This window comes from Streptomyces thermovulgaris (genome assembly GCF_002155915.1).
Taxonomy (GTDB): domain Bacteria; phylum Actinomycetota; class Actinomycetes; order Streptomycetales; family Streptomycetaceae; genus Streptomyces; species Streptomyces thermovulgaris.
In genome coordinates, this window is the sequence record NZ_MUME01000252.1 from 1 (window position 1) to 12,984 (window position 12,984).

A 12,984-nucleotide genomic window follows, 5' to 3' on the forward strand; every position below is an offset into this window, starting at 1 on the left:
TGTGATCCCCGTGCCCGGCGCCGCGTTCGCCTCCCACGAGACCTGGGGCCGGGGACGGCTGTGGGGCACGCACCCGCTCAAGGACGGCCGCGTGTACGCCTACGCCGCCGCCACGGCTCCCGCCAGCCGGCACGCCGCCGACGACGAGAAGGCCGAACTCCTGCGCCGCTTCGGCGACTGGCACGACCCGATCCCCGCCGTTCTGGCCGCCGCCCGGCCCGAGGACGTGCTGCGCCACGACGTCCACCACCTCGCCGAGCCGCTGCCCGCGTACCACCGCGGCCGGGTCGCCCTCCTCGGCGACGCCGCGCACGCCATGCCGCCGAACCTCGGCCAGGGCGGCAACCAGGCCCTCGAGGACGCCGTCGTCCTGGCGCACCACGCGGACGACCTCGCCGCCTACACCGCGGCCCGGCTGCCCCGTACGACGGCCGTCGCCCGGCAGGCCGTACGGACCGCGCGGCTCGGCCTGATGCGCAGCCGCGCCGGCATCGCCGTGCGCGACACCGCGATCGCCGCCCTGTCCAGGATCCGCCCGGATCTGCTGCTGCGGGGCTTCGAGGGCATCGCGGACTGGCAACCGCCGTATCCTGCCGTGCGGGCAGGTACAGGCGAGCGGTGAAGGAGCCCAGGTGAGGATCGGCTGCATCGGACTCGGCGACATCGCCCGGAAGGCATACCTGCCGGTGCTCGGCACCCTGCCGGGAGTCGATCTGCACCTGCAGACCCGGACGCCCGAGACGCTCGAACGGGTCGCCGACGGCCTGCGCCTGGCGGCCGACCGGCGGCACACGACCCTGGACTCGCTCCTCGCCCAGGACCTCGACGCCGCCTTCGTGCACGCCCCCACCTCCGCCCACCCCGGGATCGTCGAGCGGCTGCTGGAGGCGGGCGTGCCGACGTACGTCGACAAACCGCTCGCCTACGACCTGGCCGACTCCGCGCGCCTGGTGGCCCTCGCCGAGGAGCGGAACGTTTCGCTGATGGTCGGGTTCAACCGGCGCCACGCGCCCGGGTACGTGCAGTGCGCCGACCACCCGCGCGAGCTGATCCTGATGCAGAAGAACCGCGTCGGGCTGCCCGGGGACCCCCGCACGGTGATCCTCGACGACTTCATCCACGTCGTGGACACGCTGCGGTTCCTGGTGCCCGGCCCGGTCGACGACGTCACCGTGCGCGCACGCGTGCACGACGGTCTGCTGCACCATGTGGTGCTGCAGCTCGCCGGGGACGGCTTCACCGCGCTCGGCGTGATGAACCGGCGCAGCGGCTCGGCGGAGGAGATCCTCGAGGTCGCCGGGCAGGACACCAAGCGGCAGGTGATCAACCTCGCCGAGATCGTCGACCACAAGGGCCAGCCGACCATACGACGGCGCGGCGACTGGGTGCCGGTCGCCCGGCAGCGCGGCATCGAGCAGGCCGTGCTGTTCTTCCTCGACGCGGTACGCGCCGGAAAGGTGCTCAGCGCCCGTGACGCACTGGAGACCCACGACCTGTGCGAGCGGGTGGTGCGGGCGGTTCTGGAGCACTCCGGCGCCGCCTGAGGGCCCGCACCCCCTCCGCCGCACCCAGGGCGGCCAGCACCAGCAGCGCCCCGTGCACCGGCCAGTCGCCGAAGCGGACGTACGGGGTGACGCCCCGCGCGAGGGGCACCTCGTACACCCGCGCGGTGCTCGCGTCCGTGCCGATCCGGTCGCCGACGGGCCGCCCGGTCGGGCCGTACACGGCGGACACCCCGGTCAGCGTGGCGTGCACCATGGGCCGGCCGGTCTCCGCGGCGCGCAGCGCGGCCAGCGACGCATGCTGCTCAGGAGCCCAGCTCTGCTGGAAGGTCGAGGTCGACGACTGGGCGAGCAGCACCTCGGCGCCGTCCCGCGCGAGATGCCGGCTCATGTCCGGGAACGCCGTCTCGAAGCAGACCATCGGACCGACGCGCAGGCCGCGGCCGACGTCCATCACCACCTGTGCGGTGCCCCGCCTGCGGTCCTCGTCCGCCGCCTTGCCGACCTCGGTCGCCCAGCCGAGCACGGAGCGGGCCGGTATGTACTCCCCGAAGGGGACGAGCCGCATCTTGTCGTAGCGGTCACCGGTCGGGCCGTCCGGGCCGACCAGGACCGAGCTCTTGTGGATGCCGGGCAGGTCGGAGCGCCGGGCGTCCACATTGACCAGGACGCCGGCCCCGGTCGCCCGGGACAGGGCGGCGATCCGCCGCGCCAGGTCCGGCCGCCGGGCCAGGTCGAAGCCGACGCTGCTCTCGCCCCAGACGACCAGGTCGGCGTCCTGTCCCACCAGACGGCGGGTCAGCCGCTCCTCCAGGTCGAAGCGGCGCTGTCCGCTCTCGGGGCCGGTGACCGTGCCGGGCTGGACGACGGCGATACGGGCGTGCCCGGTCACCTCCGGGCGGGGCGCCCCCGCCCACACCGAGGAGGCCGCCGCGGCCGTGGCCACCAGCCCGGCCACCGCGGGCACCCGCGCCGTGCGCACCGCGACGAGCAGGGCGACCGCGACATTGACGGCCACCACCAGGAAGCTCAGCAGCCACACCCCGCCCACCGAGGCCAGCCGCAGCGCCGGGGCCACCTGCCACTGGCTGGAGCCGAGCATCCCCCAGGGACCGCCCAGCCCCTGCCAGGAGCGGACGAGTTCGACCATCAGCCAGCCCGACGGCAGCACGAGCAGGGCTGCCGCGGCCCGCCCCGGCGAGGGCGTCCCCGCCAGGAAGCGCCGCACCAGCCACCCCCAGGGCGCCCACAACAGGCCCAGCAGGGCCGCGAGCACGACGGTGAACACATGCAGGCTGGGCAGCAGCCAGTGGTGCACGGCCAGCACGAACCCCAGCCCGCCGGACCAGCCGTCGTACACCGCCCGCCGTCCGGTCGGGGCGGAACGGGCCAGCAGGATCCACGGGACCAGGGCGACGTAGGCGAACCACCACAAGGACGGGGCGGGGAAGGCGAATGCGGGCAGTGCCCCCGCTGCCGCGGCCAGTGCCGCACGCCGCCACGGGAGGACCGTCCACCGGCCGAACGTCCCCATACGGCGCCCTCCTCCCCGTGGATGGTTCCAGTGTGCGCGCCACGGAGGATCCCGCCCAGAGGGCCTCGGCCGGCCCGGGCCGCACGGCAAGGAACGAACGGCGGGGAATGAAACGGGACGTGCGGGATATCCGGACATCCGGAATGTCCGGTGGTCGGGCGGGGTGCCGTCGGCCGGCGCCGGTGAGCGGCCCGTGCGCCGGGACCGTGGGGCCGGCCCGGCCGGCGGGGCGGAGCGGGCGGCACCGCCGCCCGGTGGGCGGCCCCGTCCGTTCGACGACGAGGCGCTGCGACGAGGTGCCGGGGAGACCGCATGGGGACGTCGTCGTCCGGCACAGCGGAGGGCCGCATGAAACGTCTTGTGACAGTGGTCACCGGCGGCAGCCGGGGGATCGGTGCCGCGATCTGCCGGAGGCTGGCGGCCGAGGGGCACGACGTGGTGGTGGGATACGTCGGCGCCGCCGAGGCCGCCGAGGCCGTGGCCGACGAGGTGCTGGAGGCCGGGGCGCGCGGGATCACCGTGCGGATGGACACCTCGGTGGAGGCGGACGTCGAGCGCCTGTTCGCCACGGCGGAGGACCGGCTCGGACCGGTGACCGGGCTGGTGAACAACGCCGGGGTGAGCGGACCGCCGGGCCGGCTCACCGATGTCGGCACCGCCGATCTGCGGCGGGTCGTGGACGTCAACCTGATGGGCACCCTGCTGTGTTCGCGCCGTGCCGCACAGCTCATGGTGCCCCGGGGAAACGGAGTGATCGTGAACGTGTCCTCCGTGGCCGCCACGCTCGGCAGCCCCGGGGAGTTCGTGCACTACGCCGCGACGAAGGCCGCCGTGGACGCCCTGACGCTGGGCCTGGCCAAGGAGCTCGGCCCGGACGGCATCCGCGTCAACGCGGTCGCGCCCGGCGTGATCGACACCGACATGCACGCGGCGATGGGCGACCCGGGCCGGCCCCGGCGCATCGCCGATGCGGTTCCGCTGGGCCGCCCGGGCCGGCCCGAGGAGGTCGCCGCGGCCGTCGCATGGCTGATGTCGCCGGACGCCTCCTACACGACGGGGACGGTGCTGCGGGTGTCGGGCGGGCGCTGAGCCCGGGCGGTGTCAGGCCGCCTCGACGACCTGGCCGCGCACGGCGGCGGCCCACTCGACCACCAGTAACGCGTACTCCGCGCGCTCCTGGTCCGACAAGGACCCGCCGGAGCGCAACCACAGCGACCGGATCTGCTCGTTCAACTCGGCAGCAGACCGCATGGAACCAGAGGCCACTGAATCGGGGGACATGGCCCCAAGCCTAGGGGTAAGCCCTGACTCTGCGCTACCGGACCGCTACAGCGACCCTCTTGTCCCGGGCCCTCGGCGCTCCCGGCCTCCTCGGTGCTTCCGGTGCCCCCTGCTCTTCCGGCGTCCTCGGCCCTTCCGGCGCCCCCGGCCGGTGCCGCAGGCGGTGGCGCCTGCACCAGGCGAACGCCGTGCCCAGCAGGGCCGGTACGGCGATGCAGGCCAGCGCCACGAGAAAGGCCGGGGAGGTCGGCGCGGAGGCGCGGGCGCCGGCGACGACGTAGGCGGCGGTGTTCGGCAGGGAGCCGAGGGCCGTGGCGAGCAGGAACGCCGGCCAGCGCATACGGGAGACGGCGGCGCAGTAGTTCGACGCCCAGAACGGAACCCCGGGAAAGAGCCGGATCGCCAGCATCGAACGGAAGCCGTGCCGGCTGAGCTGGCCGTCCGCCGCCCTCAGCAGCCGTCCGCGCAGCAGGGGCCGCAGCGCCTCCTGGCCCAGGGCCCGGCCGAGACCGAAGGCGATCCCGGCTCCCAGCACCGTGCCGCCCAGCGCCGCCGCCACCCCCAGCTGGGAGCCGAACAGCGCCCCCGCGGCGAGGTTCAGCAGCGGCCGTGGCACGAACGCCACCGTGCACAGCCCGTACGCCACGGCGAACACCACCACCGCGGCGGCCCCGTCGAGATGCGGCGGCCAGCCGTGCACCAGCAGTCTCTGCGGCTCGAGGAGCAGGACGGACACACCGGCCACGGCGAGCAGGAGGAGCAGCAGGGACAGCCGCGACCAGGGGGACAGCAGCGCTCTGGCGCAGACCGCGGCGGCGGCCCCGAAACGGGGGGAGGCGTGGAGCATCCGGTGACAGTAACCGACGGACCGGCGTGATCGCCGTGTCGTCCGTCTCGTCGGTCCCCCGGCCCGTCCGTCCCCTGTCCCGGACCCGCCCCGCCGCGCAGGCCGGCACGCACGCCGGAAACCCGTTCGACGCGGGCTGACGGGCCGTGAAGGACCGGTGCCGTGTTCCGGTACGCCTTCGTTCTCGCGGCATCCGCGGTCGCGGATGTCCCGGAGGCTGCCGTCCTGATCCTCCTGGCCGCGGTCGACGGCGCCCGAAGCCGACCCTGCCTCTGCCGGTGGAGGGCGTGCTCACCGTCACCGGCCGGGGAATCGCGGTGACGGCCGGCCCCGCGCCCCCTTGCCGCCACCGGGGCGACGGACCGGCACAATGGAGCCGTGACCGAGCCGATACCCGTGATCCGAACCGTCGATCACGGGACCGCCAAGCTGATGCCCGACATCGACCGCGCACGGGCGTGGCTGCTGACCGTGGACGACGCCCCGCAGTCGTACGTCGACCTGGACGCACCCGCCCATCTGGAGTTCGAGTACGCGCGCCGGCTCGGGCACGTCCTGGACACGATCGCGGAGCCGGGCCGTCCGCTGGACGTGCTGCACCTGGGCGGAGGCGCCCTCACCCTGCCGCGCTATGTGGCCGCGACCCGCCCCGGTTCCCGGCAGGACGTCGTCGAGGCCGACCGTGCCCTGCTGGAACTGGTCGTCGACCACCTTCCGCTCCCGCAGGGCTCCGGCATCGCGCTGCACACCGCCGACGCCCGCACCTGGCTGGAGAGCGCCCCGGACGACTCGGCGGACGTCCTGATCGCGGACGTCTTCGGGGGCTCCCGGGTCCCCGCCCACCTCACCTCCCTCGCCTACGCCCGTGAGGCGGAGCGGGTGCTGCGGACCGGCGGCGTCTATCTCGCCAACCTTCCCGACGGCGCGCCCTTCGCCTTTCTGCGCTCCCAACTGGCCACCTTCGCGGCGGTCTTCGAGGAGCTTGTGCTGATCGCCGAGCCGGCGATGCTGCGCGGACGCCGTTTCGGGAACGCGGTGCTGGCAGCCGCGCACCGCCCTTTCGACACCGCGGCCCTGGCCCGGCTGACCGCCTCCGACGTCTTCCCCGCGCGGGTGGAACACGGCGCCGCGCTCGGGGAGTTCATCGGTGCCGCCGAGCCGGTGCGGGACGAGGACGCCGTACCGTCGCCCGAGCCGCCGGACGGCGCGTTCGGCATCGGCTGACCCGTCCTGCCGGCCGGGGCCCGGGACTCTGCCGGGTCAGCCGGTGGGCTCGCCGTGCAGCCGGACCGTGCTGAGGATCCGCATGATGGTCTCGGTGGGAACCTCCTCCTTGACGCCCTTGGCACCGTAGAAGTTCCAGGCGACGAAGTCGCCGGCGGAGTTCTTGAAGCCGAAGGTGAGCGCCTTGCCGTCGCTCGCGCACTTGCCCTTCTGGGGCGTGTTGTTCGACTGCGCCCAGGCGATGCTGCCCTTGATGCCCGACTTGGTCGTGTACGGCTTGGCCTTCTTGTCGAACGTGAGGCTCTTCTTGTCGGGCTGGGTGTAGCCGCCGTAGACCCACCAGGCCACGGTGTTCACCGCCACCTCGTCGGTGTCCTTGGCGCCCTCGGCCCCCTTGGAGCCCACCGCGGCCAGTGCCGTGTCCTCCGAGCGGCCGTCCTTGTCGTCGTCGGAGGTGCACCACTTCGACTTGTACTTGGCCACCCCGGACATGATGGTGAGCGGCTTGCCGTCCTTGTCCTCGAAGCCGATGCTCAGCCCCGGGGACTGGACCTCCCAGTCGGCCGGCACGTCGAAGGCGACACCCCGCTTGGGGTTGATGACGACCTTCCAGCCGGGAATCGTCGGTTCCACCGTCTCCGTGCCGCGGGGGTTGTCGTCCGACACGGAAGGGGAGTCGCTCGGCTCGGCGGAGGCGTCGGCCGAGGCCGACTGGCTCGCCTTGGGGTCGGCCGTGCCGCCGGCCTTGTCGTCCTTGTCCCCGCCGAGGACCAGGAAGCCGGTCACGGCGGCGGTCACCACCACGGCCGTGGCGGAGACGATCGCGACCAGCTTCGTCCGGTTGTCGCCCCCGCCGCTGCCCTGCGGCGGCTGCGCCTTGTCCATGGGCACGGTCGGCGCGCTCCACTGGGGCTGCTGGGCGTACGGGTTGGGCTGCTGGTAGCCGGGCTGCTGATAAGGGTTCGGCTGCTGGTACCCCGGCTGCTGGTACGGATTGTTCTGCGGGTTCTGCTCGCCTCCGGGCGGCTGCTGTCCTGGCCACATGGACAACAACCCTAGGGCAGCCGGAGACACGATTTGGTCACTGCATTTTGTCAGGGACGTACCAGTGTGGGGCGGGCCGCACGCCGGCGCGATGTTCACGTTCGGGGAGACCGCCGGCGGGGCGATCGTGCCGGCCGCGTCCGGGACCGGCTCCCGCGTGCGGTGCCGCTCGCGGTACGGGCCGGCACCGCCCGCAGGAAGCCGGCCACGGGCACCGCCACCGCGACCCCGGACCGTCCGGCCGCCGACGTCGTCGCGGAACCCGACGCGGGGCAGCGGCCGGAGTTCCCGGTCTCCGTCAGATCCGGCGCGCGGACAAAGCCGTCACCCGGGAGATGACGGCGGTCCGGACCCTGCGGCCCAACGGCTGAACGGTCGCGGGCGAGCCGGGACCCGGCGCGAGGCGGCGGCCGGCGGCGTCCGGTGACCGGTGCGCTGTGCGGGTCACCGTGTTCCGGGGCGGGAACGGCTCCGGAGAAACACGGGAACAAGCCGCAGGAAAGGCGCGAAGCCGTCGCGAAGTCGAAGTTCTGGTTCGTCAACCAGCTTTATGTGCGGGGAAGATGCAGGGAAGCCGGTGTTCCCGAGACGGTCATTTCTTGAATGCGAGTGTGCGTACCGCCGGTAACCTCCTTGCATTTCTCGCTCTTCGAGACAGCGGCCTTTGGGGCTGCTTGTTCGTCGTGAGCCACGTGTGCGAGGGTGGCGCCCATTCCGTGCGCCGTCATACGGCTGGAAGGAATGGTGCAGTGCAAACCCCCCACCCCCCACGCTCCGGCACGACGCCGGAGGAGTCCGACCGCAGCCTCGTCGCGCGGCTGCGGAACCCCGACGGCGACCATCGCGCCGTCGAGCTGCTGCTCGCCCGGCACTGGCGGGCGACCTACGACTACGCGGCCATCTGCCTTGCCGCTCAAGGAAGTTCGGCCGCCCTGGTGGCCACCACCGCCTTCCGGCAGGTGCTGCGCCGGCCGGAAGGCGGCGCTCTGCGGCCGCAACTCCTCGTCGCCGCCCGCGAGATCGTCCGGGAGTGGGCCGGCGACGAGACGGCATGCGCCGTACTGCCGGAACTCGGCAGACCCGCGGGCGGCCGCGGGCTGCGCGCGGCGATGTCCACGACGCCCTCGCGGACGTTCTCGAGGAGGAAACTCGCCGACCGGGCTTTCCGGTCCCTTCCCGGGACCTTCCAGTGCCTGCTCTGGCACACCGAGGTCGAGGCCGAACCCATCACCGTGCCGGCCGGTCTGCTGGCCATGGACACCGGCACCGCGGCGGTTGCGCTGCGGCAGGCCCGGGAACAATTCCGGGCGGGCTGCATACGGGCCCACCGGGAACTCGCGCCGACCGGGGAATGCCGTTTCTACAACCGCTTCCTCGACGTCTCCACGCGCCGGGGCGGCACGCTGCTGCCCGACGCACGGCGCCATCTGAGGGCCTGCCCCCACTGCCGGTGCGCCGCCGAGCAGCTCGGCCACTTCGACGGCGGACTCGAGATCCTGCTCACCGAGACGGTGCTCGGCTGGGGCGCCCGCCGCTACCTCGACTCCCGCCCGGCCCGCGTCCCGCGCAGGGCCCAGCGCCGGACGCCGCGCAGAACGCCGTACGAGACACGGCCCGATCCGCTGCGCCGGTACCGCACGGTCCTGGCCGTGAGCGTCGGCCTCACCGCCCTGGCCCTGCTCGTCACCATGCTCGCCGCCAAGGGCTGGGCGGACGACCGTGCCGCCTTCGGTCCCCGCGCCGGCGAGGGGACGCACAGCACGGGCTCCGCCCGCCCGGGCGGCCCCGGGGAGCCCGCGCCGGCCGTGTCCGCCGCCTTTGCGCTCCGGTCCCGGGTGACGGCCCGCCACGGCCGCCCCGCGCACACGGGCGGGACGGCCCACGGCCCGGCGAGGCACGGCGCGCCCGCGCCGTGCCCGCGCGCAGGACGTGCCGGCGTCCCGGACCGCGGCGGAATCCATGTGCCGGGCAGAAGCAGGACGTCCCGGGAACGGGCGTGCCGTGCCGGGGCGCCGCCTTCTCGCGGCCGGGGCACGAGACACGCGGCAGCCGCGACCGCCGCCGGCGGGCAGTCGGCGTCCCGGCCGGGCCGCCGATGCGGAATTCCCTGGTGAGACGCGCTGCCGACACCCTCTCCTGGGGGTGAAGGCGCGCTGTGCGGGTCCTCGTCCGGGCGGACCGGCCCGGTAGTCTTCCCGGGGGCGCGCTTGCCGTGCGCCCCTGGGAACACAGGGACCCGAAACGGGGAGGAACCGGCGGTGCACGTCCAGGAATGGCTCGAAACGGTACCCGCGGCCGCTGTCTACGCGGTGGTGGGCCTGATCATCGGCCTGGAGAGCCTGGGCATCCCGCTGCCCGGCGAGATCGTCCTGGTCTCCGCCGCCCTGCTGTCCTCCCAGCACGAGGGCATCAACCCCGTGATCCTCGGCACCTGCGCCACCGTCGGCGCGGTCGTCGGCGACTCCATCGGCTACGCCATCGGCCGCAGGGGCGGCAGGCCCCTGCTCGCCTGGCTGGGCAGGAAGTTCCCCCGGCACTTCAGCGAGGGGCATGTCGCCGCCGCGGAGCGGTCCTTCGAGAAGTGGGGCATGTGGACGGTGTTCTTCGGCCGCTTCGTCGCCCTGCTGCGCATCTTCGCCGGCCCCCTCGCCGGTGTGCTGCGCATGCCCTACTGGAAGTTCCTCATCGCCAATGTCCTCGGCGGCATCTGCTGGGCGGGCGGCACCACGGCGGTCGTCTACTACGTCGGTGTGGTGGCCGAGTCCTGGCTGAAGAGGTTCTCGTGGGCGGGCCTGGCGGTGGCCGTGCTCGTCGGGCTCGGCTCGATGCTGATGCTCAAGCGCAAGGCGAAGAAGGCACAGGCCGCGCAGCACGGGCGCGAGCGCGAGAGCGAGGCGCTGGAACCCGTTCCCGCCGGGGAGTGAGCGGGGCGCCCCGGCCCGCAACGGGCGCGGGGCGCGCGGGACCGCCTTCGGATGCCCTTCGGGCGCCCGCCGGCCGTGCTTCGGGTGCTTCACAGGTGCTTCGGGCGTCCGGGGACCGTGCGGTCGCGCTCAGTCGTGCACCTCGCGGTGCGCCCGCGCGAGCTGCGCGTACATCGTGCCGTTCAGTGTGATCCCCTGGCGCTCCTCCTCCGTCAGCTCCCGCCGGACCCGGGCGGGCACCCCCGCGACCAGGGACCCCGGCGGCACCCGCATGCCCTGCGGCACCAGCGCCTGTGCGGCCACCAGGGAGCCCGCGCCGATCACCGCGCCGTTCAGCACCGTCGCTCCCATGCCGATCAGGCAGTCGTCCTCGACGGTCGCGCCGTGCACCACCGCGTTGTGCCCGATGGAGACCCGCTCGCCGACACTGACCGGGAAGCCGGGGTCGGCGTGCAGGGTGCAGTTGTCCTGGACGTTGCTGTCCGCGCCGACGGAGATCCGCTCGACGTCGCCGCGCAGCACCGCGCCGTACCAGACGCTCGCGCCCGCGCCCAGGGACACCTCACCGATCACCGTGGCCGTGGGCGCCACGAACGCCTCCTCGTCCACGTGCGGCTCTCGTTCGCCGATGCCGGCGATCAGCGCCTTGTGCGTCATCCTCGTCCTACCTTTCACGGCATGGGTCCGACGGCACCGTACGCCATCGGGTGGGGCGAAGATCACAGCCGCTGCGGGCCCTGGGCACGGCCGGGCCTGAGTACGGTGAGCGGGTGCTCATGCGGAAGAACACGTTCTCGTCCTGGCGGCGACGCCTTGCCCAGCGCGCCGTTCACGCGGGCTGGGCCTGGGTGCAGCGCACGGGTTCCGTCACGGCCGAGCGTCCCGGGCGCTTCCGCTTCGGCGCGATGGGAACAGGTACCAGGCTGGCCTTCCCGCTGGGCACGGTCTTCGGCGAGCCGTGGATCCACCTGGGCGCGCACTGCATCATCGGCGAGCAGGTCACGCTGACCGCCGGTCTGATGCCCGACCTCGACCTCGGCCCCGAGCCGATCCTGCGCATCGGCGACGGGGTGGTCCTCGGCCGCGGCAGCCATGTCATCGCCGACACCACGGTCACCATCGGCAACGACTGCTACTTCGGGCCGTACGTCTACGTCACCTCCACCAACCACTCCTACGACGACCCGCACCAGCCCATCGGCAAGCAGTGGCCCCGGATGGAACCGGTGGACATAGGTCCGGGCTGCTGGATCGGCACCGGCGCGGTGATCCTGCCGGGGGCGCGGATAGGGCGGAACGTCGTGGTGGCGGCCGGCGCGGTGGTCCGCGGCGAGGTGCCGGACCACACGGTGGTCGCCGGGGCTCCCGCCCGGGTCGTACGCCGCTGGACCGCCGCCGGGGGCTGGCAGCCGCCGCTGAGGACGCCGGCTCCGGTGCCGATACCGGAGGGCGTCACCCCCGAGCAGCTGCTGGCGCTGGCGGATGTGGAGAAGACGGACGCGGAAGCGGACGCGGGGACGGACGCGGCGGAGGGCGCGGCGGGGAACGAAGAGAAGAGCGCGGAGAAGAGCGCGGAAGGAGCGCGGTGAGGAGCGGGGAGGAGAGCGCGGCCCGCCCGGCGGGGGAGCAGGGCTTTCGGCCCGCCGGGCCGGAGACCGGGGGCTGATCCCTCCGGCCGCCCTGCCGGGGCTCAGCCCGTCGCCAGCAGCAGCGTCCCCACCAGCGCCAGACCCGCTCCCGCCGCCTGCACCGTCCGCAGCCGTTCGCTGAGGAAACCGCGGGCGGCCAGCGCCGTCACCACCGGGTAGAGGGAGGCGAGGACGGCGGCCACCGTGACGGGGCCGTGCTGGACGGCGACGGAGTAGGTGCCGTTGGCGGCCACGTCCGCCAGACCGACGAAGGCCAGCGCGGGCAGCGTGCCCCAGGAGAAGCCTCCCTCGGGCAGGACGGTCCCGCCCCGCCGCGAGAGGGCGTAGAGCGCGGCCCCGCCCGCCGCCACATTGGTCACGCGCTGCACGAAGAGCGCGAGAAACAGGCCGGTGACCGTGGTGGAGGCCTCCGCGATCAGTGCGAGCACCGTGCCGAAACCGAGCGCCGCGGCCAGCGTCAGCCAGATCGTCCGCCGCTGCACGGCGGCTCCCCCCAGCCGCGGTCCGCCCGCGAGCACCACGCCGGTGACGGCGACCGCGATGCCCGCGGTCTGCAGCGGCCCCGGCCGTTCGCCCAGGGCCAGGCCGACGGCGAGGGGCACGGCCACGGCCAGGGAGGCGAGCGGCGAGACCACCCCCATCGGGCCCAGGGCGAGCGCCTTGTAGAAGCAGAGCATGGCGGCCGGCCCGACCAGACCCGCGGCGAACGCGAACCACAGCCGTGGTCCGGCCTCGCTCCAGCCGCCGGTGGCGAGGACGATCACCCCCAGCACGGCCGCCGCGATGCCCTGGGAGAACACCACGACGGTCAGGGCCGGGCTGCGGCGCGTGAGCAGCCCGCCGCCGAAGTCGGCCAGACCCCAGAGCAGGCTGGTGACCAGGGCGAAGAATGCTGTCACGCGTACCTCGCAGTACAGTTCGACGGACGGTCGGGTGCAGCCCACCGTAGTGCAACGGATTGAACTTTAGCATCCAGAAT

General features: G+C 73.8%; 13 protein-coding genes and 1 pseudogene. 8 read left to right on the forward strand and 6 right to left on the reverse strand.

Features of this window, described 5'->3' with window-relative positions; genetic code table 11:
* On the forward strand, positions 1 to 622 hold a 622-nt coding region (locus CCN35_RS19560), incomplete at its 5' end, for an FAD-dependent monooxygenase (protein WP_211285554.1).
* A gap of 10 nt (positions 623 to 632) precedes the next feature.
* Positions 633 to 1,544 (forward strand): Gfo/Idh/MocA family protein, encoded by a 912-nt coding sequence (locus CCN35_RS19565; protein ID WP_086793749.1) that lies wholly within the window; start codon positions 633 to 635, stop codon positions 1,542 to 1,544.
* Here CCN35_RS19565 and lnt read toward each other — a convergent pair.
* Entirely contained in the window at positions 1,462 to 3,036 is a 1,575-nt protein-coding gene (gene lnt / locus CCN35_RS19570) for an apolipoprotein N-acyltransferase (RefSeq protein WP_067392474.1), read from the reverse strand. The two genes, CCN35_RS19565 and lnt, sit on opposite strands and share 83 nt — an antisense overlap.
* A 348-nt stretch (positions 3,037 to 3,384) precedes the next feature.
* Between lnt and CCN35_RS19575 the strand changes: the two genes are divergently transcribed.
* The gene (locus CCN35_RS19575) at positions 3,385 to 4,125 is read left to right on the forward strand and encodes an SDR family NAD(P)-dependent oxidoreductase (RefSeq protein ID WP_067392471.1); all 741 of its coding nucleotides are present in this window, start codon (positions 3,385 to 3,387) and stop codon (positions 4,123 to 4,125) included.
* Positions 4,126 to 4,137: 12 nt separating this feature from the next.
* Here CCN35_RS19575 and CCN35_RS19580 read toward each other — a convergent pair whose 3' ends face one another.
* Both CCN35_RS19580 and CCN35_RS19585 read right to left on the reverse strand, forming a co-directional pair.
* Positions 4,138 to 4,317 (reverse strand): hypothetical protein, encoded by a 180-nt coding sequence (locus CCN35_RS19580; protein WP_079129652.1) that lies wholly within the window; start codon positions 4,315 to 4,317, stop codon positions 4,138 to 4,140.
* A 34-nt stretch (positions 4,318 to 4,351) separates the two neighbouring features.
* Positions 4,352 to 5,164 carry a TVP38/TMEM64 family protein gene (locus CCN35_RS19585; RefSeq protein WP_079129651.1) on the reverse strand — a complete coding sequence of 271 codons (813 nt, stop codon included), beginning with the start codon at positions 5,162 to 5,164 and terminating at the stop codon, positions 4,352 to 4,354.
* Between the two features lie 378 nt (positions 5,165 to 5,542).
* Between CCN35_RS19585 and CCN35_RS19590 the strand changes: the two genes are divergently transcribed.
* A complete protein-coding gene (locus tag CCN35_RS19590) occupies positions 5,543 to 6,388 on the forward strand; it encodes a spermidine synthase (RefSeq protein ID WP_067392468.1) in 846 nt (281 codons plus the stop codon).
* A 36-nt stretch (positions 6,389 to 6,424) separates the two neighbouring features.
* Here the strand turns inward: CCN35_RS19590 and CCN35_RS19595 are convergent, their stop codons facing one another.
* Positions 6,425 to 7,432 (reverse strand): DUF8017 domain-containing protein, encoded by a 1,008-nt coding sequence (locus CCN35_RS19595; RefSeq protein WP_067392465.1) that lies wholly within the window; start codon positions 7,430 to 7,432, stop codon positions 6,425 to 6,427.
* A gap of 70 nt (positions 7,433 to 7,502) precedes the next feature.
* Here CCN35_RS19595 and CCN35_RS29635 point away from each other — a divergent pair.
* From CCN35_RS29635 to CCN35_RS19610, 3 genes and pseudogenes are all read left to right on the forward strand, one after another.
* Positions 7,503 to 7,803 (forward strand): annotated as a pseudogene (locus tag CCN35_RS29635) (hotdog family protein); the annotation flags it as partial.
* A gap of 378 nt (positions 7,804 to 8,181) precedes the next feature.
* The gene (locus tag CCN35_RS19605; RefSeq protein WP_067392462.1) at positions 8,182 to 9,546 is read left to right on the forward strand and encodes a hypothetical protein; all 1,365 of its coding nucleotides are present in this window, start codon (positions 8,182 to 8,184) and stop codon (positions 9,544 to 9,546) included.
* A gap of 144 nt (positions 9,547 to 9,690) precedes the next feature.
* The gene (locus CCN35_RS19610) at positions 9,691 to 10,356 is read left to right on the forward strand and encodes a DedA family protein (protein WP_067392459.1); all 666 of its coding nucleotides are present in this window, start codon (positions 9,691 to 9,693) and stop codon (positions 10,354 to 10,356) included.
* Positions 10,357 to 10,485: 129 nt separating this feature from the next.
* Here the strand turns inward: CCN35_RS19610 and CCN35_RS19615 are convergent, their stop codons facing one another.
* Positions 10,486 to 11,013 (reverse strand): gamma carbonic anhydrase family protein, encoded by a 528-nt coding sequence (locus CCN35_RS19615; RefSeq protein ID WP_067392456.1) that lies wholly within the window; start codon positions 11,011 to 11,013, stop codon positions 10,486 to 10,488.
* Between the two features lie 119 nt (positions 11,014 to 11,132).
* Here CCN35_RS19615 and CCN35_RS19620 point away from each other — a divergent pair, with 119 nt between their 5' ends.
* The gene (locus CCN35_RS19620) at positions 11,133 to 11,945 is read left to right on the forward strand and encodes an acyltransferase (RefSeq protein ID WP_067392452.1); all 813 of its coding nucleotides are present in this window, start codon (positions 11,133 to 11,135) and stop codon (positions 11,943 to 11,945) included.
* Positions 11,946 to 12,046: 101 nt separating this feature from the next.
* Here the strand turns inward: CCN35_RS19620 and CCN35_RS19625 are convergent, their stop codons facing one another.
* Entirely contained in the window at positions 12,047 to 12,904 is an 858-nt protein-coding gene (locus CCN35_RS19625; protein ID WP_086793765.1) for a DMT family transporter, read from the reverse strand.
* Positions 12,905 to 12,984 lie beyond the last annotated feature (80 nt).